The following is a 23,266-nucleotide window of genomic DNA, read 5'->3' on the forward strand; positions in this document are numbered from 1 at the left end:
TGGGACGGCAGGCTCTACCGAAGGGGTTCGAGGAGCTGACAACCAACCCGCAACCCTGTGTGGATGCGGTGTGCCTGTCGAAATGGGGTTGCAGGTTTTAGGGCCGCTTCGCGACCCAACGGGGGCAAGCCCCCTCGCCACAGGGAATCGTATCGCCTGGGAATGATCATCACTGTTTCAGGGAACCGAGCAACCCCTCGAGAAACCGCTCCCCGGCCTCCATCTGGCTGATCTCGATGAACTCGTCCGGCTTGTGCGCCTGTTCGATCGAACCCGGTCCGCAGACCACCACCGGCACATCCAGGCGCTGCTTGAACAAACCGCCTTCGGTGCCGAACGAGACTTTGGCGGTGCCGGTATCCGGTGCGGCGAAGTTCTTCAGAAAGCGCACCGCTTCGACACTCGGATGGGTATCGAGACCCGGATAAACGTTGAGGGTTTCAATCTCGATGTCCGCCACACTGGAGAGCTTTTTGGCCTCGCGCACGATTACTTCCGCACGCTCTTGCATCTGCGCCAGGAACTGATCCAGATCGTCTGCCGGCAGGTTGCGCACTTCGAAGTCGAGGGTGCAGAGGTTCGGCACGATGTTCAGCGCCTTACCGCCGACAATCTGCCCGACATGCACCGTGCTGTAAGGCACGTCGTAGTCCGCATCCTGAGCGCCCTGCTCTTGCAATTGCTGTTGGCTTTGACGCAGTGCCGCGATGAAATCGCAGGCCACATGAATCGCATTGACCGAGCGCGGTGCCAGCGATGAGTGCGCCTCCAGCCCCCGACAGTACGTGCGATAAGACCCCTTGCCCTTGTGCCCGAGCACAAACTGCATGTTGGTCGGCTCACCAATCAGGCACAGGAATGGCCGCACCGGCGCCAGGTGCAACACGTCGAGCAAACGCCGCACACCGACGCAACCGGTCTCTTCGTCATGGGACAGCGCCAGTTGCAGTGGTCGGCTCAACGAATGGTCGGCGGCGTCGAGCATGGCGTCGATGGCCAACGCGATAAAGCCCTTCATGTCGCAGCTGCCGCGACCGTAAATCCGCCCCTCCTGCACCGTCGCCTGAAACGCCGGAACGGTCCAGGCCTGGCCCGCTGCCGGGACCACGTCGGTGTGCCCGGACAGCAGAATCCCCGGCAACTCCTTAGGGCCGGTGCTGGCGAACAGATTGGCCTTCTTGCCTGTTTCATCCTTGACGATCAGCGACTCGATGCCCTTGCTCAGCAGCAGGTCGCGCACGTACTCGATCAAGGCCATATTCGACTCCGAAGACACGGTATCGAAGGCCATCAGCCGTTTGAGAATATCCAGTACACGGGGTTTCATGAGGCCTTGCTCCGTTGCTCGGCTGAAAGGGCGAACCGGCGAATGGAGAACGGCTCAATCGAAGTGTTGGTGCTGCCGGTGCTGATCAGTTCGGCCATCACGTCGCCGACGCCCGGGCCAAGCTGAAAGCCGTGACCGCAGAAGCCGAACGCGTAGAACAACCCGTCGACCGTACCGCTGCGGCCCATCACCGGCAGGGAATCGGGCATGTAACCTTCGATGCCGCTCCAGACGCGGATGATGTTCAGGTTGCCGACACCCGGCAGCAGGCGCCGCATCTGCTGGATCTGGTTGAGGATGCTGCGCGGCTCGACCTGGGCCCGACGGTTCAGCATGTCCGGCTTGCTGCGGTAGCCACCGCCGATGACGATGTTGCCGCGCGGGATCTGCCGGAAGTAAATCACTTCCTCGGGAATTTTCGTGTACACGCCGATCACCGTTGGCAAGGCGTACGGCACCGGCTCGGTCACGGCCATTTGCGGGCCGTGAGTGTCCAGCGGCACCGGTTCGCCGAACTGCGCCGACAGCTTCTGGCCCCAGGCACCGGCGGTAATCAGCAACTGTTCGGCGCTGAACTGGCGACCATCGGTGGTGGTGACGGTGAACTCACCGCCAACCTTTTGCACTTCGGCGACTTCGGTCTGCTCTTCGATCCGCGCACCGAGACGCCGTGCGGCGCGGGCAAACGCCGGGGCCGCCAGACGCGGGTTGGCATGGCCGTCGTGGGGCGCGTAGGAACCGCCCTTCACATCCGGTCCAAGAAACGGAAAACGCTGGTGCAGTTCGGCGCCGCGATAGATTTTCAGGTCCAGTTGCGCCGCCTCGGGAGCGGCGGCGTAGGCCTCCAGTTCGGCGATTTCGTCTTCGCGGTAGCACACGCGCATGTGCCCACTGGCGATGAATTCGAGGTCGTCGTCGATCAACTCCGGCAAGCGTTTCCACAACGCCCAGGAACGGTTGGCCAATTCCAGTTGCCCGAGGAATCGCCCCTGGCGCCGGACGTTGCCGAAGTTCACGCCGCTGGCGTACTGACCGATCTGGTCGCGCTCCAGCAAGATCACCGACTGCCCGCGCTGGCGCAGGAAAAACGCCGCCGCCGAGCCCATCAGGCCGCCCCCGACAATCACCACATCGGCCTTCTGTAGCGTCATGGCGACACCTCCTCGGTGAGCATCGAAAGCGGTTTGACCGGCGCCTGACCACGCTGGCGACCGACCAGTTGCACATTGACGCCGGCCGCAGCGGCAATCACCTCGGCCCCCGCCTGGGAGCAATAACGGCCCTGGCAGCGGCCCATGCCGACCCGGCTGAACGCCTTGGCCCGATTGACTTCACAGGCGCCCTTTTCGCTGACGGTGCGACGCAATTCGCCGGCGCTGATCATTTCGCAGCGGCAGACAATGGCCGAGTCGGGCAAGGCCTTGGCTTGTTCGGCAGGCCAGGGAAACGCCTGGGCCAGGCCGAGACGAAACTGGTCCATCAGCGCCAGGGCGCGGCGTTGTTCGTCGCGCAACCCGGCGTCCACCGGCTGGTGCAGATCCTCCAGCAGCGCCATGGCCACCAGGCGCCCGGCGTGCTCGGCGGCATCCGCGCCACGAATTTTCGAGCCATCGCCGGCGGCATACACGTCATTTACCGACGTCCGGCCTTCTTCATCGGTGGCCAGCCACCATTGACTGGACGCCTCATCGAAGCGCAAACGGCAACCGGCCAGATCCGCCAATTGGGTTTCCGGGCGCAGGTGATAACCCAGCGCCACGGCATCGCACTCCACCGTCAACGTCTTGCCGTCGGCGGTCCGCACCCGCACACCACTGACACCACGCTGTGCATCGCCCAGCACTTGCAGCGGAGAAATCCCCAGGTGCACCGGGATCTTCGCCCGGTACAGCTGCGCCAACAGTTTCATCCCGGTGAACAGCACTCCGGGGCGCGCCAGCAGCTTCGGCAAGGCGCCGATGCGCTTGCTCAGCGGCGAAGTGTCGAGCACCGCCGCCACGTTGGCACCGGCCTTGAGGTATTGACTGGCGACCAGGTACAGCAACGGCCCGCTGCCCATGAACACCACGCGGTGACCAATCGACACCGCTTGGGATTTGAGCGCGATCTGCGCGCCGCCGAGGCTGTAGGTGCCCGCCAGCTGCCAGCCTTCGATCGGCATCAAGCGGTCGGTGGCGCCAGTGCAGAGGATCAGCGCGTCGTAATCAACCGTCGAGTGTTTGCCCTGGCTGACGCAGCACAGTTGCCCCGGCGTGAGGTTCCACACCAGCGTGTCCGGGCGGTAGTCGATCAACCCGCGCAAGCGGTCGAAGCTTTGGTGCAAGTCTTTGGCCTTGGCCGCTTCGGTGCCGTAGAGCGTGGTGTAATCGCGGGTAAAGCCTTGCGGTTGGCGACGGTAGATCTGCCCGCCATCGCGACGATTTTCATCGATCAGAATCGGCTTGCAGCCCGCCGCCAGCAAGGTTTCGGCGCAGCGAATGCCGGCCGGCCCGGCGCCGACGATCACCACTCGATGAGTGCTCAGCCGTGCAGTGGCCATATCGCCTCCGGTTGTGTAGTGACGATATCCAGCCCTTCACGGACTTCGTTGGAACAGGCACGCAGCCGTTCGCCGCTGCGGGTCCAGACCCAGCAATCCTGACAGGCGCCCATCAGGCAAAAACCGGCCCGCCGGCCCGAGTCGAACTCCGACTGACGCAGCGCCGAACCCTGGGTCAGCAACGCGACCATCAGCGTGTCGCCCTGCAACGCCTCGATGGGCGTGCCGTCCACCGTCAATTTGACGGTCGGCCGGCCCTGCTCGGCCAGCCTCACAAAACGCCCCTTCATGCATAGGCTCCCTGAATCATGCTGTTCAAATCCTGCTGGGTTTTCAGCAGCTCGGCACTGTCGTGGTGACAAAGGATTTCACTGCCGCCGACAAGCGTCCGGCGGTTTGGCGCGGTGCGATTGCACAAACCGTCGACCCGTACCGGGCAGCGATTGAGGAACGTGCACAGCTCCGGCACGTTGGCTTTGGCACCGATCGGCGGCAGCGTGCCGCAGGTGGTGCCGCAGTTCTCCAGCCAGCCCTGACGCAACTCCGGCACCGAATGAATCAACAGGTCGGTGTACGGATGGAAAGGCGCCTGGGCAAACGACTGCCGACTGCCCTCCTGAACCTTGTAGCCGCTGTACATCACCACGATGTCGTCGCACAGCGCGCGCACGGTGGAGATGTCGTGGCTGATGAACAGATAGGACACCCCCAACTCCTGACGCAGGTCGCGCAGCAGTTCAAGAATCGCCGCGCCGACCACCGTATCCAGCGCCGAGGTCACTTCGTCGCACAGGATCAGGTCCGGCTTGGCCGCCAGAGCCCGGGCCAGGTTGACCCGTTGCTTTTGCCCGCCGGAGAGTTCATTCGGCCGACGCTCGGCCAGGCTCCGCGGCAAGCGCACCAGGTCCAGCAGTTCGCCGATACGCTCGCGCAAGGCGGCGCCCTTGAGGCCGAAATACATTTTCAGCGGCCGGCTCAGAATGGTGCTGATGCTGTGCATCGGATTGAGCGCGGTGTCGGCGTTCTGGAAGACCATTTGAATGCGCCGGAATTGTTCATCGGTACGCTCGGACAGGCTGCCGCCCAGTGGCTGACCATCAAAGGTCAGGCCACCCAACGCCGGCGTCAGCAACCCGGCCACCACCCGCGCCAGGGTCGACTTGCCGGAACCCGATTCACCGATCACGCCGATGGCCTGGCCCCTGCGCACCGTCAGGTCGATGTCTTCCAGCACGCGGATCGACGGCATGCCTTGGGTGTTTTTGTTGCCATAGCCGGCGGTCAAACCTTTGATGGTCAGCAGTGGCTGATCTTCGGCCACACCACAGGGCGGGCGGATCGTTGTATCCGGGCGCGCCGCCGCCAGCAGGCTACGGGTGTATTCATGGGCCGGGCCTTTGAGCAAGGGCGCGGTGGCGCTCTGTTCGAAGATCTGGCCGCCATTGAGCACCACAATCTGATCGGCCATTTGCGCCACCACGGCCAGGTCGTGGGACACGTAGACCGCCGTCGCCCCACGCTCACGTACCACCCGCTTGAAAGCGCGCAGCACGTCGATTTGAGTGGTCACATCGAGCGCGGTGGTCGGCTCGTCGAGCACCACCAGCAACGGATCGCTGATCAGCGCCATCGCCGCCATCACCCGCTGCAGCTGTCCGCCGGACACTTGGTGCGGATAGCGTTGGCCGATGTGTTCAGGGTCCGGCAGGGCCAGGTCGCGGAACAGCTCGATGGCTTTGGCTTCGAGCACGGTCCGGTTGCCCAGGCCGTGAATCAGCGCGCCCTCCACCACTTGGTCGATGAGTTTTTTCGCCGGGTTGAACGCCGCCGCAGCGCTTTGCGCGATATACGACACACGGTTCCCGCGCAGGCCTTGCAGTTCACGTTCGCTCAACGCCAGCATGTCGTGTTCACCGACTTGCACCACGCCGCCGGCCAACCGGCAACCGCGCCGGGCGTAACCGAGCAGCGCCAGGGCGATGGTGGTCTTGCCGGAGCCCGACTCACCGATCAGCGCCAGCACTTCGCCTTTTTCCAGGGAGAAGCTCACACCCTTGACGATTTCTACTTCGCCGCGTTCGCCACAGGCGACCACGCGCAGGTCCTGGACCCGAATCAATTCACTCATTTCAATGCCCCCCCGTACGTCGACTACGCCGGGACGACAGCCTGTCGATAAACAGATTCACGCCAATGGTCAGGGTGCCAATCGCCAGCGCCGGAATCACGATGGCCGGCGCGCCCTGATTGAGGCCGCCAATGTTTTCGCGCACCAGCGACCCGAGGTCGGCATCTGGCGGTTGCACGCCCAGGCCGAGGAAGCTCATGCCGCTGAGCAACAGCACAATGAAACCGAAACGCAGCCCAAGGTCAGTCAGCACCGGGTTGAGCATGTTCGGCAGGATTTCCACACAGGCGATATACAGCCGGCGTTCACCACGGGTTCGGGCCACTTGTACGTACTCCAGCGCTTCGATGTTCACCGCCATGCTGCGGGCAATGCGGAACGCGCCGGGGGTGAAACTCAGCACTGCGGTGCAGATCAGCAACGTCACCGAAGAGCCGAAGGCCGAGACCATGATCAGCGCCAGCATCTTGCTCGGGATCGAAATGAACGCGTCCATCAAGCGGCTGATGATTTCATCCAGCCATTTCGGCGAAACCACCGACAACAGTGCGCAGCTGGTGCCCAGACCGCTGGCCAGCACGGCGGCAACCAGCGCCAGGCCGACCGTGAAACGGGCGCCGACGAGGATTCGGCTGAGCATGTCGCGGCCCAGGTAATCGGTGCCAAAGGGGTACGCTGCACTCAGGCTATCGAAGACATTGTCGGAGACCACTTCACCGACCGGGTGCGGCGCCAGCCACGGGCCGAAGACCGCCACCAGCAACCAGATAAAACACATCGCTGCCCCGACCAGACCCAGCCAGGATGGCCCGTTTGACACCTTGCCAACCGACAGGTCGGGGGTCACAGGCATCGATTTCACAATGAGCTTGTTCATTGGTTTCTCAGCCTTGGATTGGAAAGAATCGCGCACAGGTCGGCAATCAGCACCAACCCCAGGTACGCCGTGCAAAACAGCATGGTGCAGGCCTGGACCAGCGCCATGTCACGGTTGGTCACCGCATCGACCATCAGGCTGGCGATGCCGGGATAGTTGAAGATCGTCTCGACGATCACCACCCCGCCCAGCAGGTAGGACAGACTCAAGGCGATGGCATTGGCAATCGGCCCGATGGCATTGGGCAAGGCATGGCGCAGGACGATCCGCACCGGGCTCACGCCTTTGAGCCGGGCCATTTCCACATACGGGCTATCGAGTTGATCGATCACCGCCGCTCGGGTCATGCGCGCCATTTGCGCAACGATCACGCAGCAGAGCGTCATCACCGGCAAGGCGTACGTGCGTAGAAATTGCAGCGGTGAAGTGATGTCGCTGGCATAGGACAGCGCCGACAACCAGCCCAGGTTCACCGCAAAAATCAGCACCGCCAGCGTCGCTACCAAAAACTCCGGTACGGCGACCATCGCCAGGGTGACAAAGCTGAGAAAGCTGTCGATGCGCCCGCCCCGGCCCATGGCCGAACCGATGCCCAGAATCAACGCCACCGGCACTGACACCAGCGCCGTGGCGGCCGCCAGCATCAGCGTGTTGGGCACCCGACCGGCCATCAAGTCGCTGACCGGCATAGCGTTGGAGACCGACAGGCCCATGTCGCCGCTGAGCAGGCTCATCAACCAGTGCAGGTAACGCAACACACCGGGCTGATCGAGCCCCAGTTTCAGCCGCAGTGCCGCCACCTGTTCCGGCGTGGCGAACTGCCCGAGGGCCTGTTGTGCCGCGTCCCCCGGCAGTACCGCCGTGATGGCGAAAACCACCATGGACACGATCAACAAGGTCACGATCGCGGCGCCCATGCGCCGGCCGATCAACCACAGTGTGTTGCTATTCATCGCCCTGTTCTCCTGCAATGTTGCTACGGCACAAACCTCATCGGCGCATCAAGCGTCCAGCCAGACCTGCTCGGCGAACATGTAGCCCATGAAGCCGCCCAACGGGTTGCTGCCATAGCCTTTGACGCGCTGGTCGACGCCGTCGATGTTGCTGATGAACACCGGGATGCCGATACCGCAGTGGTCATGCGCCAGGGTCTGCATGTCCGCGTACATCTTGCTGCGCTTGGCGTCGTCGGTTTCCGCGCGGGCGAGCATCAGCAACTGGTCGAACTGGTCGTTCTTCCAGCCCGATTCGTTCCACGGTGCGCTCGACTGGAAGAACTGCGAAAACATCACGTCGGCGTTCGGCCGCGGGTTGATGTTGCCGAAGCTCAACGGGTGCTTCATCCAGTGGTTGGACCAGTAGCCGTCGCTGGGCAGGCGGTTGACGTCGAGCTTGAGCCCGGCCTGTTTCGCCGATTGCTGCAGCAGCACGGCGATGTCCACCGAACCGGTCGCGGCAGGTGATGCCACCAGCGGCATGTTGATGCTGTCCATGCCGGCCTTCTTCAGCAGGAACTTGGCTTTCTCCGGGTCGTAGACGGTCTGCGGCAGGTCAGCGTTGTAGTAGCGCGAACCGGGGGCAATCGGATGGTCGTTACCGACCACTGCAAAACCACGGAACACTGCGGATTTGATTTGCTCGCGGTCCATCAGGTACTTCATGGCCTGGGTGAATTCCGCGCTTTTGCCGGGCATCTGATCCTGACGGATGATCAAGTCGGTGTAGTTGCCCGAGGGCGCATCGACGACGCGGTGACCGGCGCTGGCCTTGATTCGCGTGGTGGAGCGCGGGTTGACCTCGTTGATCATGTGCACGTCGCCCGACAGCAGCGCGTTGACCCGCGATGGCTCGTCGGCAATGGCGATGAACTCGATCTCGTCCAGGTAAGGCAGGCCCGGTTTCCAGTAGCCGGTATTGCGCGCAGCAATCGAACGCACGCCCGGTTTGAATTCCTTGACCTTGAACGGCCCGGTACCGATGCCCTGATTGAAGTCGGTGGTGCCTTCGGGAACGATCAGCAGGTGCGACACGGCGAGGATCGACGGCAGTTCGGCGTTCGGCGCGCTCAGGCGGATCTGTACTTCGTGGGTGCCGGTGGCCTTGATCTCGGCGAACTGCTCCATCAGCGGCATGACCTTGGAACCGGTCAGCGGGTCCTTGTGTCGCGACAGCGAGAACACCACGTCGGCGGCGCTCAGGGTTTTGCCGTTGTGGAAGGTCACGTCCTTGCGCAAGGTAATGGTCCACAGCGTGGCATCGGTGTTGTCGATGCGCTCGGCCAGCTCCAGTTGCGGCACCAGATGGCTGTCGAAACGGGTCAAGCCGTTGTAGAACATATAGTGGCGCACGTAGTCGGTGGACAGCGCACCCTTGGCCGGGTCCAGGGTATCGGCGGTGGAGCTGGACATGCCGGCGACGCGAATCCGTCCGCCCGGCTTGCCTTTGCCGGGGCTTGCGGCTTCGTCGGCGAACAGTTTGCCGGCGGCGCCGAACAGGCTGCCGGCGCCCGCTGCAGCCACCCCGGCGACACCGAGCAATTGCAACGCGTTGCGGCGCGACATGCCGCGATTGAGGCCTTCGAAGACTCTCAGGCTTTCCTGGCCGGAGATCAGTTTGGAGTCGATCTTGTTATCAGTCATATCTGTTGTACCTGTCGATAAAGAGAAGGCTCGAGTGTTCCGGTTGACCGGAACGTCCTGGAAACGCAAACGACGGTAAAGCCACAACATCAACTCAATGCAAATAGTCCTGGAACCGGTAATAAGCGCCCACCAGCGGCAGGAACCACGGCTTGCCGAAATGCCCGGGAATCGCCGGCCAGTCGAGTTCGCGCCAGGGATTGGCCTCGACCTTGCCGGCCATCACGTCGGCCATGACCTGGCCCATGTGCACCGACATCTGCACCCCATGGCCGCTGTAGCCCATGGAGTGATAAACCCCGCCGTGCTGGCCGGCACGGGGCAACCGGTCGGAGGTCATGTCCACCAGCCCGCCCCAGCAGTAATCGATCTTGACGTTGGCCAACGCCGGGAACATCTGCACCATCGCCGCCCGCAGCACCTTGCCGCTCTTGGCGTCGGAGACGCTGTCGGACATGGCAAACCGCGCACGGCCGCCAAACAGCAGGCGGTTGTCCGGGGTCAGGCGAAAGTAGTTACCGATCATCCGGCTGGTGACATAGGCTCGCCGACCGGGCAGCAACTGGTCGATCAGGCTCTGCGGAAGGACCTCGGTGGCGATCACGAAACTGCCCACCGGCACGATCCGCCGCCGATACCAGCCCAACCCGCCGTGCTGACAGGCGCCCGTCGCCAGCAGCACTTGCCCGGCGTGCAGCGAACCCTTGGCGGTATTGACCTGATAGCCACCAGCCTGGGCTTTCCAGTCCGTCACCGGCGTGTCTTGATAGATCAACGCACCGTGCCGTGCCGCCGCTTCGGCCAGACCGACGCCGAAGCGCCCGACATGCATCTGCACGCCGTTACGCTGCAGCAATCCTCCGTGGAACTGGGCCGAGTCGACTTCAGCGCGGATCTGTTCGGCGGTCAGCAACTCGACATCGGCATCGACCTCCCGGCGAATCAATTCGCAAGTCCGTGCCAGGCCCTCGTAGTGCATCGGCTTGGCGGCCAGCTTGAGCTTGCCGTTACGCTTGAGGTCGCAAGCGATCTGCTCCTGCTCCACCAGCGAAACCACGCTGTGCACGGCACTCTCGTAGGCCTTGTAATAGGCCCGCGCCTTGTCGGCACCGAGGCTGGCGCTCAGGCCGGCGTAATCCTGGGCCACGCCGGTATTGCACTGACCGCCGTTGCGACCCGAGGCTTCGCCGATCACCCTGCCGGCCTCCAGCACCACCACACTGGCGCCCTTCAAGGCCAGCGCCCGAGCCGCCGCCAGGCCGGTGAAACCACCCCCGACGATGGCCACGTCGACCTGCCCGGGCAACGCGCCGGTCTGAGCACCGGTGAACGCCGGTGCAGTGTCGAGCCAGTAGGATTCACTGCCCATGTCTAACCCGCCTCTACCAAAAAGACTGCCGTGAGAATGCCGTTGCCGTGACGACTCAGAGACCGACCAGCGCGGCCAGCCCGCCGATGTCGGTGATCTGCCGGTACTCGTAGAAAGCGTTGGCCGGGACTTCGTGACCACGGGCGACGAAGGCCTTGTTCTTGATCTTCATGTCGTGGGCCGGCATCAGGTCGTAACGGAAGCTCGACGACACATGCAAGATGTCTTCCGGGCCGCAATTGAGGTTGTCGAGCATGAACTCGAACGCGGCCAGGCGCGGTTTGTAGGCTTGTGCCTGCTCGGCGGTAAAAACCTTGTGAAACGGTGCGCCGAGCTTGTCGACGTTGGACATGATCTGGCTGTTGCTGGCGTTGGAGAAAATCACCAGCGGGATTTTGTCGGCGATTTTCGACAGGCCGGCCGGTACGTCCGGGTGCGGGCCCCAGGTCGGCACGGCGTCGTAATACAGTTGGCCTTCGTCACGGTATTCAATACCCCAACGCTTGCAGGTCCGCGCCAGCGCGGTCTTGAGGATTTCGTCATACGGCCTCCAGTCACCCATGACCTGGTCCAGGCGATAGGCCGAGAAGTCCTTGACGAACTGCTCCATCTGCTCGGGCACCACGCGATCGGCGAACAGCTCGCGAGTCATCGTACCCATGTGGAAATTGGTCAGCGTACCGTAGCAGTCGAACGTAATGAATTTGGGGCGAAGAAAGCTCATTGAGTGCGGTCCTGAAGTTCGTTGAGGTCATGGCGTGACAAGCATTCGCTCCGTTCCGGGAGCCGTGATGCATCGCTGCAGCACACCGTCATTACACCACCGTGAAATCAGCAGATGGCGTTAAAAGCGACCTCTGCTCGATACAAACCACCGTTTTAGCGCCCCCCCTCAGCAGACTTTGCGGGTCGCTCCAGCCTTGGGCAAACCCCGTATTCATGCGCTCTTATGGGCCTTTATAACGCCGCAAGGCTCAAGCGCACACCCATTCACCGCAGAACCTGCGCCGGACAGAACGAAAACGGGCGCTTCCCTGAGGAAGCGCCCGTTTGGATGCGGTTTAAAGCTTACTTCTACCCCTCGTACCCTTCGTGCACCTCGTACACCTCGTAGCAGCTGCCGAGCCTGCGAGGCTGCGTTCGGCTGCGAAGCAGTCGTAAACCCGGTGTGCGAGATCTGCCTGATGTACCGCGAGTTCTGATTTTGCGACTGCTCCGCAGCCGAACGCAGCCTCGCAGGCTCGGCAGCTGCTACGGTGTTACAGGTTGCGTCGGGCTTTATGATCGGCGTGTTATTGGACGATATCGATCAACACACTCTTGAAGCGCAAATTGGCTTCGAACGCTTCACGCCCCAGGTCCTTGCCAATGCCGGAGCGTTTGTAGCCACCGGTCGGCAGGATGTAGTCGTTACTGCGTCCGTAACGATTGACCCACACCGTCCCCGCTTCCAGGCGCCGAACCAGACGCAAGGCACGGTTGATGTCGGCCGTGTGCACACCCGCCGCCAGACCGTAAGTCGCATGCGCCGCCAGGCTCAGCGCCTGCTCTTCATCATCGAACGCCTGCACCGTCAGCACCGGGCCGAAGATTTCTTCGCAGATCGCCGGGTTCTGGTGGTCCAGGCCGGTCAGTAAAGTCGGCTGGTAATAGGCGCCACCGAGCCCCTCGAACAGCCCGCCACCGGTCAGCACTTCGGCACCGGCCTGACGCGAGCGCTGGACGATGCCATCGATGCGGCTAGCCTGCAGCCGGGAAATGATCGGCGACAGCGTGCTCTCGGACGACCAGGTCGGGCCGGGGCGCAGCTCCTCGAAATACGCCTGCAAGTGCGCGATAAACGGCTCCATGATCGAACGCTGGATCAACAGCCGAGACCCGGACACGCACACCTGCCCGGCATTACCGGTAATGGCCATGGCCACCGTGCGAGCGGTTTTGGCGATATCCGGCACATCGGCGAAGACCAGTTGCGGGCTCTTGCCGCCAAGTTCCAGGGTGACCGGTTTCGGACCGACCAGCGCACAGGTGGACATGATGCTCGAGCCGGTCGCGGTGGAACCGGTAAAGGTCACCTTGCCCACCCGCGGATGACGGCACAAGGCATCGCCCGTAACGCGGCCATCGCCCTGAATCACGTTGAAAATCCCCGCCGGCATGCCCGCCTGCAACGCCAGCTCGGCAAAGCGCAGGCTGGAAAACGGTGTCAGTTCTGAAGGCTTGAGCACCACGGCATTACCTGCGGCCAGCGCCGGCGAGACTTTCCACGAAGCCATGCTCAACGGGAAATTCCACGGCGCGATGGCGGCAATCACGCCGTAGGGTTCGGCGATCTGCATGCCCAGTCGATCGGTCTGGGTGGCAGCCACATGACCGCCATGCTTGTCGGCCAGCTCGGCAAAGAAACGAATGCCTTCGGCGACGTAGGGAATATCCCAGGCGATCACATCTTTATGGGGACGGGTCGAGCCCACCGCTTCCAGCGGCGCCAGAACAGCGGCGTCAGCTTCGATCAGATCGGCCCAACGGCGCATGACCCGCGCCCGCTCCCGGGGTGGGCGGCTGGCCCAGTCGCTGCGATTGAACGCCTGCCAGGCATCGTTGACCGCTTCATCCACCAGGTCGGCATCGGCGACCGGCAACTGGGCATAGACCTGGCCATCCGACGGCCGCACCACCTCAAGTCCCGGTTGAGCATCGCGGTATTTACCGGCAATGAAATGAGCGCTGCGCACAGCGATAAGGCGAGGATCGAAGCTATCCATGGAGCACTCCAGATAAGGGACGGCGAGTCGTGAACTCAGGCCTCCATCGTAGAAAAAAAGCCCAAGCATTTGCTGCCGACCTTGCCGGGCAATTAAGTAGTAAGTGTGGTCTTGTGGCCTCGGGCGTGCGGAATCTGCCGAATGTTCCAGCCCCTCTTGTCAGGCCTTCGCGCAGATGGGATACAGGCACCATCGCGCCGCACAGCCGGTTGATTGCGCACACTGTCCAACGGAGACTCGCCATGTCCGCCCCGCACCCTTCTGCTTATGTTTATCGCCCGATGACGACCGCCGACCTGCCCTCGGCCCATGCCTTGTCCGTGCAATTGAAGTGGCCCCATCGCCTGGATGATTGGGCCATGGTGTTGCGCCTCAGCGACGGCGTTGTGGCACTCGATGGCGAGCGTCTGATCGGCACGGCGTTCACCTGTCCCCAAGGCGACTTCGCCACCATCGGCCTGGTGATCGTCAGCGACGACTATCAAGGCAAGGGTATCGGTCGCAAGTTGATGGAACAGGCACTTGATGCGTGCCAGTCACGCACCCCGGTACTCAACGCGACCCTTGCCGGTGCGCCGCTTTACGCGAGTCAGGGCTTTGTCGAGTTCGGGCGGATTCAGCAACACCAGGGCCCGGCGCAAACCGTTACACCTGTGCCGCTGGCCGATGGTGAACGCTGTCGCCCGCTGCGTGAGGCCGATAAGGCCCGCGTGCTGGAACTGGCCAATGCCGGCACCGGGCTGGACCGGCAAACGGTGCTCAACGAGCTGTTCGATGTGGCCGAGCATTCGGCTGTCATCGAGCGCGATGGCCAAGTGCACGCCTTCGCCCTGCTGCGTCCTTATGGCCGTGGTCGCGGCCTTGGCCCGGTGGTCGCCGAGAACATCGAACAGGCCAAACACCTGATCGCCGTGTTGCTGGCCCACGTACCGGAGGCCTTCGTGCGCATCGACATTCCGGCGGACAGTGGCTTGAGCGAATGGCTGGACTCGGTCGGTCTCAAGCAGGTCGATACCGTGGCGCAAATGGCACGGGGCACACCGCCGCAAGCGGTCAACGGCGTCCGACAGTTCGCACTCGTCACCCAGGCCATTGGCTGACAACCGCGCGCAAAGCAGTCGCCGCTCTCCAACATCCTCCACCCCCCATTTGCATGGAGCGTCACCCGCATGTCTCAACCTACCATTCTGCTGTTGGCTCGCGCCGACGGCAGCCGTGTCGCCATGTCTTTCAAGGCAACGTCCTTGAGCGCTGCCGACCCCTTCAAGGAATATCGTCAGGTCACCTACACCGGGCCTGATGGCATCTGCGCCGGGACCGTGAACACAGGCGAATCACTCGATATCAATGATTTCCCGCACACCGAAGTGATCGTGGTCCACGCCGGCCACGTCGTGTTGAAATCCAAAGGCCAGACGCTGGAACTGGGGATCGGTGCCAGCGCGGTGATCGGTCGTGGGACCACGCTGCGAATCGAGGCGCAAGCCGATACGTGCTGGGCATTCTGTGCCGTGATCAGCCCCAGCGCTGAACCGACTCCTGGGCTGACAGCGCTGGACCCGCTAGCGATGCTCTCCCCTTCGGCCGCGCCGGAACCGCAAATACTGATCGGGCCCACCCCGCAGTGCCGCTCACGCAATGCCTTCGAAGACAGCAGCACCGACCTGCGCGTCGGCGTCTGGGATTCGACCCCCTACGAACGCCATGGCCGGCCGCATAAACTCAACGAGCTGATGCACCTGATCGAAGGCAGCGTCACCCTGCGGGCAGCCGATGGTACGAGCCTGACAGTCAACACCGGCGACACCGTGTTCGTACCGCAAGGCGCACCGTGCGCCTGGCAAAGCACCCGGTATGTCCGCAAGTTTTACGCCGTGAAATAAGCCCCACGGCACAACGCCGGCAACCGCGCCGGCACTGAACCCACCGACCGGTCGCGAGCCAACGCAGACCGGCCGACGAGGCAAGCCGCCTCGCTACAACGCGGTACTACGGCGCCTCTGGCTGATCGTAATTATCCAACGCCCGATTCACCAACAACTCCCCCAACGAAATCATCTGCTGAATCGCCAACGCCACATGCCGACGCGTGCCTTCCAGCTCGAACGCCAGATCGCTGGCCAGCACATTCAGCGATGCCAGGGTTTCCGAGGCGTGAGCCAGCAGGGTTTCGTTATCCAGATCAGGGATGACCGCGAAGATGTTGGAGGGACGTTTATCGGGCGGGTTGCCCTTGTCGAACGGCGGCTTGAGGTAATGATCCAGCGCCCGCTCGGCGGCGTCGTGGAGTTTTTTGGAGTCGGTTGTGGCGTAAGGGGAAGTGCTTGGGGTTTCTGCGAGATCAGGAGTGATCTTGTGCATGGTGAAGCTCCTTTTTACGGATTGAAGCCCTTTCGCTCATCGGGTTTCCAGGCCCGGTCGCTGAATTGGCAGCGACAGCCGGAGGTTATCCATTCACCTTCCCACCCGGCAACCTTGAAAAGCTGTCGGAGAATTCTCTTGAGCACCTGATGTTTGTAGGTATTTCCTAGGACTGAATCGATTGCTCTTGGATCGGACATCCACGCAAGCGGGTCATAGGTTCAACCGATAAGTAGACTGCACCAACCCCGAAGGAAAGCAGCGGCTTGATACCAGTTTCAAATCAATATCCTGCTCAAGGGCCCCGAATAATGGCCTTCCCGACCCGATCAGCACAGGAACAGTGGTAATCACCATATCGGCGACTAACCCTTCGCGCAGGAATGATTGCACCAACTGCCCACCATCGACATAGACCCGACGCACGCCTTGCCTGGCCATTTCCGCCATCACGTCCCTGGGCTTGAGGTTGGAGAAACGCAATTTGCCCGTCAGTGCCTCGGGCACCGCCGAATCGGCCAGCTGTTCAGACAGCACCACGACGGGCCGGTCGTAGAACCACGTGTCGAAGGTCAGCGCCTTCTCATAGCTTCCCCGCCCCATCACAATCACATCCTTATCGGCGATGAAGGCTGAGTAGCCATGATCCTCAGTCGGATCATCGCGCTGCAACAGCCAGTCGATGTCGCCATCAGGTCGGGCGATGAAACCATCCAGACTGGTGGCGATGAAAACATGTGCCGTGGCCATCAAAATCTCCTTTGGCCGACTTTTGAAAAATCAGCAATTTAAACAATACTTAGGGTTTGCCTGTTGATTTGCCAACGTTCAGCCCGGCTGACTACGCGGCTGGAGTGAACGTATCAGACCTGATTCTGGAGAAGCAAAATGGTCAGCAAAAACACGATTTGCCTCTGGTACGACGGCACTGCGCAGGATGCTGCAGAGTTTTACGCCCGAACATTCCCGGACAGCGCGGTCGTCGCCGTCCATCACGCGCCTGGCGACTATCCGGCGGGCAAGCAAGGCGATGTGATAACGGTCGAGTTCACGGTGATGGGCATCCCTTGCCTCGGGTTGAACGGAGGGCCGGGGATCAAGCACAACGAGGCTTTTTCATTCCAGGTAGCGACCGACGACCAGGCCGAAACTGACCGCTTGTGGAACGCGATTGTCGCAAACGGCGGCCAGGAAAGCGTATGTGGCTGGTGCAAGGACAAATGGGGCCTGTCGTGGCAGATCACGCCCCGTGTCCTGAGCGCCGCGATATCCAACCCCGATCGAGCGGCGGCCAAGCGCGCTTTCGACGCCATGATGACAATGACCAAGATAGACATCGCGGCAATCGAAGCGGCACTTGCGGGTTAGCCGGTCGACACTCCGGCCGCTTGATTTCAGACGAGACGCTGCAAGGAACGATTCATCGGCGGTTGCCTGTGCGGCAACGTACGATTTATGGCGCGGGTCTGCCCGACAGCTCTCACTTAAACGTCGCGTGAGCCCTGGGTCACGACGTCTTCCCTGGAACCTGACGATGCAATCAATGTGCTCGAGGTGGCATGAACGCGAAACAATCACACCACCTCAATACCGCGAGATCAGTTAGTCATTCGCCGCTCCCCGCCAGCCGGCCCGATGCAAGGCTTTGAGCAGCGTCTCGGAATCCAGGCCCGGCACGGCATGGCCGTTGCCTTCAGCGGTGTCGGCGGCCAGCAAGGCATTGATGATGGCTTCTTCCACCGCTTCGGTGGCGGCCAGGAACAACTCGCTGATGTGGTCGTTGTTGACCATGCTCAGGTTGTCGGTAGTCGGCGCACGCTTACTCTCGTAAGCGGCCGGCGGCACATGCTGATTACCGGTGGCGAAGGCGATGAAGATGTCACCGCTGTGGTCTTCATTGCCGCCGCCGGTGCGGGCGAGGCCGAGGCTGGCACGTTGCGCCAGACGCGTGCATTGGTGCGGCAGCAACGGCGCGTCGGTGGCCAGGCAAACGACTATCGAGCCCATGCCCGGGTGCGGCAGCGACGCCTTGAGGAACGGCGAGTCGACCTGTTCCATGTAGCGTCCGACCGGGTAACCGTCGACGCGCAATTCGTTACGGATGCCGTGGTTGGCCTGGACGATGGCCCCAACGGTCCAGCCGCCCTGAGCACTGCTCAGACGCCGTGATGCGGTGCCGATGCCGCCCTTGAATTCATGACAGATCATGCCGCTACCGCCCCCGACGGAGCCTTCCGTTACCGGCCCGCTCTTGGCCGAACGCAGGGCCTCGGCCACATGTTCAATCTTCACATGGAAGCCGTTGATGTCGTTGAGCAGGCCGTCGAAAGTCTCCAGCACCACCGGCATGTTCCAGTAGAGGCGCCCGTCATCAGGCTGTTGTTCACGGTCCAGCACAACCAGCGCATCGCGCACCACGCCCAGGCTGTGGGTGTTGGTGAAGGCGATGGGACTGGTCAAAAGACCTGCCTCGCGAATCCATTCCAGACCGGTGGCGTCGCCGTTGCCGTTCAACACATGGACGCCGGCAAAGCACGGTTGCTGGCTGGTGGAACCGGCACGAGGCTCGATCAGGGTGACACCGGTCAGGATGTCGCGGCCATTGGCGGTGCGTCCTCGCACATTACTGTGGCCGACCCGTACACCGGGCACATCGGTGATGGCATTGAGGGGGCCGGATTGCAGTTGGCCGAACTGAATGTTCAGGTCGCGGGCACGTGGTTTCATCGTCTCTTTCATGGTCTCTCTCTTGTTTCATTTGTTGCATGAAGGGGCTTGGCTAGTCATCAGCAGAGCCGAGTTTGCCAATCAAGCGCCGGTCTTGACCGTGTTCCACGCGCGAGTGCGCACGCGCTCCATCTTCAGCGGGAGTGGTTCTAGCGGAAATAGCGTGTCAAGGACTTGCTTGGACGGATACACCCCGGGGTTGTCGCGGACTTTCTTCTCGACAAGCGCGGTGGCATCTTTGTTGGCGTTTGGATAGCTCAGGTAGTTGGATGACTCAGCGATGACTTCGGGACGCAGCATGTAGTTGATGAAGGCTAACCCTTGCTCCGGGTTCGGCGCATCGTTGAGCTGCACCAGGCTCTCCACCCACACCGGGGCACCTTCGCGTGGAATGCTGTAGACGAGGTTGCGATGGTTGCCGGCCAGCTCGGAGGCCTTTTGCGCATCGGCGACACCACCAGCCCAGCCCAGCACGACGCAGATGTTGCCATTGGCTAGATCAGAGATGAACTTGGAAGAATCGAAGTAGACAATATGGGGACGCAGTTTCAGCAGCAGATCCTGGGCTTTTTTGTAATCCTCCGGGTTCTGGCTGTTGTAGGGCAGTCCAAGGTAGTGCAACGCGATGGGAATGATCTCGCTAGGGGCGTCCAGCATGGCCACACCGCATTGACTCAGTTTGGCCAGATTTTCTTCCTTGAAAATCAGGTCCCAAGAATTAACTGGCGCATCTGGGCCGAGTATCGATTTAACCTTGTCCGCGTCATAGCCGATGCCAGTCGTACCCCACAGATAAGGGGCCGCATAGCTATTTCCGGGATCGTTGCTCTGCACCTTGGCGAGGATGTCCGGGTCGAGGTGAGACCAGTTCGGCAACTTGCTGCGATCCAGTTTCTTGAGCACACCTGCTTTGATCAGGTTCGGTAGTAGGTCACCCGTGGCGACCACCACGTCATAGCCACTTCGGCCGGCCATCAGCTTGCTTTGCATGACGTCGCTGTTGTCGAACACATCGTACACAGCGCTGACGCCTGCTTCTTTCTGGAAGTTTTTCACCGTGTCCGGGGCGATGTAGTCATACCAGTTGTAGATGTGCACGGTGGGGGTGGCGGGCTGGTCGGCCCTGGCGCCGACCAGGCCGACACTGAGAAGCGAGGCCAACGCGAATTGCATATAACGAGTCGATTTCATCGGGGTGCTCCAGAGCGTTAACGGCAGGTCCGTGGACGCGCGCGCCGCTCCTGCTAGTGTGTGAATTATTGTTATGGCAGGGCTGAAATCAGCATCAAGGTTGAAGAACCGTTTTCGTGCGAGACGCCCCCTCGCGCGGGGCACAGGGGATCAGTAGTTCACGGCGACCATCAGCGTGTTCAATCTGTTCGCCAGTCAGGAACAGGCGGCGGTCATTGAGGTAGTCATAGTCTCGGCGGGCGGAGCGCAGCAGATCGAGGTCCAGCTCGACAACCTGACGGCACTCTGCCCGCCCCGCTTCGAAGAGCGTGCGCCCGAAGGGATCGATCGCTGCACTTCCACCGGCAAAAACGAGGCCTTCATCGCCGTCGCCGACTCGATTCACCATCACCGTGAATGCCTGGTTTTCCTGAGCGCGAGCCATGATCGCGGTGCGGTGGACAGGGCCGTAGGGATCCATGTTGCCGTTAGTGACCAGAATCAGCTCGGCGCCGAGTTGACCGAGGGCTCGAGCGCTTTCCGGCAACTCAATGTCGTAGCAAATCAGGATGCCGACACGGACTCCCTTCCAGATCGCAGTGGCATAGCGGTCTCCCGGCTGGAACAGGCCGCGTTCCGACGGCCAAAGGTGAGTCTTGCGATAGCTCAAGGCGATCCCTTGTGGGGTTACCAGCAGGGAGGTGTTGTAGAAGGTGCCGGAGTCGTTCTCAGCCATGCCAACCACCACCGAGACGTTCCGTTCGCGTGCAGCGCGCTGCACGGCCTGCACACTTGGCCCGTTCAGGGGCTCGGCAACTTCGGCGAGCTGTTGCGCGCTGGCGAATCCCATCAACTGGGTCTCTGGAAATATCAGCAGATCGGTATCCGCTGTGCAGGTAGCGATAGCCTGCAAGGTACGCTCTAGGTTATAAGCGGTATCGCCATCGCGACCGGTAAGTTGTACGAGTTCAATCTTCATCGGTGATCCTTTCACGTGTATGTGGGCTCGCAATCGCCAAACTGAACAGCACCCGCCAGGGCTGGATGGAGTATGGAGAGCCATAAAACGGAAAGTAATCACATCGATGGGGTAACCCCGTATGGGTAGAAACGTGAGCATTACATTGCAGGATATGGCCTGGCACCAGGCAATTGGCAGGCTGATTGAGGCACTCGACCGTCCTGATTTCTGGCTAGCCCTGGTGCGTCTGCTAGATAGATACATACCGGTGGACAGTTGGGTCGTGCTGATTTTCAGCAATGGCCGGCCGCGGGTGCTCGCAGAAAGCCCTGGCAAGGATGGCGGGCCGGACCCGCTCTTTCAGGATTACCTCAAAGGCCTGTATCTACTCGACCCCTTTTACCTGGCCAACCGAGAGACACCGCAGAACGGCTTGTTGTGGCTAGCCGATGTGGCGCCGGAATGCTTCGAACAAACCGACTACTACCAACGCTACTTCCGCCTCAATGTCGTTGCCGACGAAGTCCATATCAACGTCCAACTCGACGCGAAACGCACCCTCAGCCTGTCGCTGGGAAGTGAGGCCCGCTTCAGTCCAGAGCAGATAGCCCTGCTCACACTCATCCAGTCCTGGGTTGCCGCCCTGATGCGTCAGCGCATGGCATTCGAGCGGGAGGTGCTGGAGCAGAACGCGTCGGCGACGCCAAACTGGCAGAGCTGGCTGGACTCCACTGACCAGCAGTTGGATACCCCGCTCTCCGCCCGCGAACTGGAAGTCGGCCGGCTAATGCTCAGCGGCTGCTCAAACAAGGAGATCGCGCGCAAGCTGGGGATTTCCGCCGAGACTGTGAAGGTCCACCGCAAGCACATGTACAGCAAACTCGGCATTAAATCTCAGTCCGAGCTGTTCTCACTGTTTCTGAACGCTCAGAGCTGAAAACGCCTACCTGCCTCTCAAAATCAGGCGTAATTGCGCGAAGACTGAATGACTTCGCGATAGGCAGAAATCGGCCAAATGAAGACATTTACCGAGCCACATACAAGCATCAAACAAGAGCGCCCCTCCCCCTGCTGCCCCCAAAATAACAAAGCCCAACACTGGACCAGGACTCAAGATGAGCGTGGATCGCTTATCAAGTATTCATTGAAAGGATGAGCATGATGAACCGAACCGGTCATATCTGCCTGATGGCGACCTATAACCAGTGGATGAACGCAAAGATTTATGAGGCCGCCAGTAGCCTGCCAGATGAAGAACTCTCCGTGGACAGGAAAGCATTCTTTGGTTCAATTCTCGGGACGTTGAACCACCTGGTGGCCGGCGACACTGTCTGGCTAAAGCGATTCGCCAAGCACCCAGCTGACTACTTGGCGCTGGAACCGATTCAGCAGCTTCCTGCCCTCAAAAGCCTCGACCAGTTGCTGTTCTCGAACATCCGAAAACTTTCGGCACATCGAGTGTGGCTCGACCAGAACATTGTCGAGTGGTCTCGCTCAATTGCAGAGCCGGATCTGGATCACACCCTCCATTACACAAGCATGGAGGGAATACCCGCTGACAGGAACTTTTATGGTTTGGTCATGCATTTCTTCAACCATCAGACGCATCACCGCGGACAAGTGACTACCTTGCTTTCACAAGCGGGTGTCGACATAGGTGATACGGATCTGGTCGCCCTTATTCCATCCGAGCCCTGCACACAGTAGAAAAGCCTGGCGCTAGACCAGGTATTTTCACATCTGATCGGGTCGGTGAAACAGCGCAGTCATCCGGACGGGTTGCCGATCCCGAGTGACGGTAAACGGTCAAGAACGGCCATTGCGCAACGACAACCCGGTTGCTCCCTCGACACCCTTGTGAGAGGTTGAAGTTTCGCTAATTTTTAGGAAGATCATGGACATTCGATCGACGGAAGCAAAAGACTGGATGCTGTTGAAGAAAGTCCGTCTCGCCGCGCTTTTGGACACTCCGACAGCGTTTGGTGTGAGTTACCAAACTGCCGCCAATTACAGTGACGAACAGTGGAAAGAACGAGCCTCGTCAGCCGGAACGGAATTCTGGCTGGCTATCAAGGAAGACAAACCGGTGGGAATGATCGGTGCCGTGGTCAGTGACGCAAATCGCTATAACTTGATCGGAATGTGGGTTGAACCCACTGCACGTGGCTCTGGCGTGGCAACTCAGCTGGTTGAGGCAGTGAAATCTCGCGCGATAGGGAAAGGGCATGATCGCGTTTTTCTGGACGTCTCTCCCGACAATGCGAGAGCCTCAAACTTCTATCTGAAGCAGGGTTTTTCTTTCATCGATGAATGGGAACCTTTAGAAAGTCACCCGCATATCATGGTTCAGACAATGCTCTGGACTATCCAAAACTAACTCACAAGCGTGTCTGCTCACTGAAT

Annotated in this window: 22 protein-coding genes; 6 read left to right on the forward strand and 16 right to left on the reverse strand. The window is 61.1% G+C overall.

The window, feature by feature from the left end:
* Positions 1–169: 169 nt before the first annotated feature.
* The 11 genes from argE to AABM55_RS17670 all read right to left on the reverse strand — a co-directional run bounded on the left by argE (position 170) and on the right by AABM55_RS17670 (position 13,644).
* Complete coding sequence (gene argE, locus AABM55_RS17620) at positions 170–1,327, reverse strand: acetylornithine deacetylase (protein WP_347927129.1); 1,158 nt, start codon at positions 1,325–1,327, stop codon at positions 170–172.
* Positions 1,324–2,478, reverse strand: coding sequence for an FAD-binding oxidoreductase (locus AABM55_RS17625; protein ID WP_054597938.1), 1,155 nt, complete (start codon positions 2,476–2,478; stop codon positions 1,324–1,326). Before AABM55_RS17625 ends, argE begins: the two co-directional genes overlap by 4 nt.
* Entirely contained in the window at positions 2,475–3,866 is a 1,392-nt protein-coding gene (locus AABM55_RS17630; protein ID WP_347927130.1) for an FAD/NAD(P)-binding oxidoreductase, read from the reverse strand. The genes AABM55_RS17625 and AABM55_RS17630 overlap by 4 nt, the downstream gene beginning before the upstream one ends.
* Positions 3,848–4,156, reverse strand: coding sequence for a (2Fe-2S)-binding protein (locus tag AABM55_RS17635; protein ID WP_347927131.1), 309 nt, complete (start codon positions 4,154–4,156; stop codon positions 3,848–3,850). The genes AABM55_RS17630 and AABM55_RS17635 overlap by 19 nt, the downstream gene beginning before the upstream one ends.
* Positions 4,153–5,994 carry an ABC transporter ATP-binding protein gene (locus tag AABM55_RS17640; protein ID WP_054597941.1) on the reverse strand — a complete coding sequence of 614 codons (1,842 nt, stop codon included), beginning with the start codon at positions 5,992–5,994 and terminating at the stop codon, positions 4,153–4,155. The genes AABM55_RS17635 and AABM55_RS17640 overlap by 4 nt, the downstream gene beginning before the upstream one ends.
* A 1-nt stretch (position 5,995) precedes the next feature.
* On the reverse strand, positions 5,996–6,871 hold the full coding sequence (locus tag AABM55_RS17645) for an ABC transporter permease (RefSeq protein WP_054597942.1): 876 nt from the start codon (positions 6,869–6,871) through the stop codon (positions 5,996–5,998).
* On the reverse strand, positions 6,868–7,824 hold the full coding sequence (locus AABM55_RS17650; protein WP_054597943.1) for an ABC transporter permease: 957 nt from the start codon (positions 7,822–7,824) through the stop codon (positions 6,868–6,870). The genes AABM55_RS17645 and AABM55_RS17650 overlap by 4 nt, the downstream gene beginning before the upstream one ends.
* A 48-nt stretch (positions 7,825–7,872) precedes the next feature.
* Complete coding sequence (locus AABM55_RS17655; protein ID WP_347927132.1) at positions 7,873–9,510, reverse strand: ABC transporter substrate-binding protein; 1,638 nt, start codon at positions 9,508–9,510, stop codon at positions 7,873–7,875.
* A gap of 94 nt (positions 9,511–9,604) precedes the next feature.
* Positions 9,605–10,879, reverse strand: a complete 1,275-nt coding sequence (locus AABM55_RS17660) for an FAD-binding oxidoreductase (RefSeq protein ID WP_347927133.1) — start codon at positions 10,877–10,879, stop codon at positions 9,605–9,607.
* 55 nt (positions 10,880–10,934) lie between these two features.
* A complete protein-coding gene (locus tag AABM55_RS17665; RefSeq protein WP_347927134.1) occupies positions 10,935–11,603 on the reverse strand; it encodes a haloacid dehalogenase type II in 669 nt (222 codons plus the stop codon).
* 568 nt (positions 11,604–12,171) lie between these two features.
* On the reverse strand, positions 12,172–13,644 hold the full coding sequence (locus tag AABM55_RS17670; protein ID WP_347927135.1) for an aldehyde dehydrogenase family protein: 1,473 nt from the start codon (positions 13,642–13,644) through the stop codon (positions 12,172–12,174).
* Positions 13,645–13,886: 242 nt separating this feature from the next.
* Between AABM55_RS17670 and AABM55_RS17675 the strand changes: the two genes are divergently transcribed.
* Together AABM55_RS17675 and AABM55_RS17680 are read left to right on the forward strand one after the other, a co-directional pair.
* Complete coding sequence (locus tag AABM55_RS17675) at positions 13,887–14,744, forward strand: GNAT family N-acetyltransferase (protein ID WP_347927136.1); 858 nt, start codon at positions 13,887–13,889, stop codon at positions 14,742–14,744.
* A gap of 69 nt (positions 14,745–14,813) precedes the next feature.
* A complete protein-coding gene (locus AABM55_RS17680; protein ID WP_347927137.1) occupies positions 14,814–15,527 on the forward strand; it encodes a cupin domain-containing protein in 714 nt (237 codons plus the stop codon).
* Positions 15,528–15,633: 106 nt separating this feature from the next.
* On the opposite strand, the gene AABM55_RS17685 is transcribed toward AABM55_RS17680, so the two are convergent.
* Positions 15,634–16,005: a DUF6124 family protein gene (locus tag AABM55_RS17685; protein ID WP_347927138.1), complete on the reverse strand. Its 372-nt coding sequence runs from the start codon at positions 16,003–16,005 to the stop codon at positions 15,634–15,636.
* 213 nt (positions 16,006–16,218) lie between these two features.
* Positions 16,219–16,755, reverse strand: a complete 537-nt coding sequence (locus AABM55_RS17690) for a dihydrofolate reductase family protein (RefSeq protein ID WP_054597951.1) — start codon at positions 16,753–16,755, stop codon at positions 16,219–16,221.
* Positions 16,756–16,893: 138 nt separating this feature from the next.
* Between AABM55_RS17690 and AABM55_RS17695 the strand changes: the two genes are divergently transcribed.
* Positions 16,894–17,373, forward strand: coding sequence for a VOC family protein (locus AABM55_RS17695; protein ID WP_054597952.1), 480 nt, complete (start codon positions 16,894–16,896; stop codon positions 17,371–17,373).
* A 234-nt stretch (positions 17,374–17,607) separates the two neighbouring features.
* Here AABM55_RS17695 and AABM55_RS17700 read toward each other — a convergent pair whose 3' ends face one another.
* From AABM55_RS17700 to AABM55_RS17710, 3 genes are all read right to left on the reverse strand, one after another.
* A complete protein-coding gene (locus tag AABM55_RS17700) occupies positions 17,608–18,732 on the reverse strand; it encodes a P1 family peptidase (RefSeq protein WP_347930051.1) in 1,125 nt (374 codons plus the stop codon).
* Between the two features lie 81 nt (positions 18,733–18,813).
* Positions 18,814–19,923 carry a polyamine ABC transporter substrate-binding protein gene (locus AABM55_RS17705; protein WP_103317342.1) on the reverse strand — a complete coding sequence of 370 codons (1,110 nt, stop codon included), beginning with the start codon at positions 19,921–19,923 and terminating at the stop codon, positions 18,814–18,816.
* 94 nt (positions 19,924–20,017) lie between these two features.
* On the reverse strand, positions 20,018–20,881 hold the full coding sequence (locus AABM55_RS17710; RefSeq protein WP_347927139.1) for a carbon-nitrogen hydrolase family protein: 864 nt from the start codon (positions 20,879–20,881) through the stop codon (positions 20,018–20,020).
* 133 nt (positions 20,882–21,014) lie between these two features.
* Between AABM55_RS17710 and AABM55_RS17715 the strand changes: the two genes are divergently transcribed.
* The 3 genes from AABM55_RS17715 to AABM55_RS17725 all read left to right on the forward strand — a co-directional run bounded on the left by AABM55_RS17715 (position 21,015) and on the right by AABM55_RS17725 (position 23,240).
* The gene (locus AABM55_RS17715; protein WP_347927140.1) at positions 21,015–21,800 is read left to right on the forward strand and encodes a LuxR C-terminal-related transcriptional regulator; all 786 of its coding nucleotides are present in this window, start codon (positions 21,015–21,017) and stop codon (positions 21,798–21,800) included.
* A 224-nt stretch (positions 21,801–22,024) separates the two neighbouring features.
* Entirely contained in the window at positions 22,025–22,570 is a 546-nt protein-coding gene (locus AABM55_RS17720) for a DinB family protein (protein ID WP_347930052.1), read from the forward strand.
* 187 nt (positions 22,571–22,757) lie between these two features.
* Positions 22,758–23,240, forward strand: a complete 483-nt coding sequence (locus tag AABM55_RS17725) for a GNAT family N-acetyltransferase (RefSeq protein ID WP_347927141.1) — start codon at positions 22,758–22,760, stop codon at positions 23,238–23,240.
* The last annotated feature ends 26 nt before the right edge of the window (positions 23,241–23,266 follow it).

It is taken from the genome of Pseudomonas helvetica (genome assembly GCF_039908645.1).
Classification (GTDB): domain Bacteria; phylum Pseudomonadota; class Gammaproteobacteria; order Pseudomonadales; family Pseudomonadaceae; genus Aquipseudomonas; species Aquipseudomonas helvetica.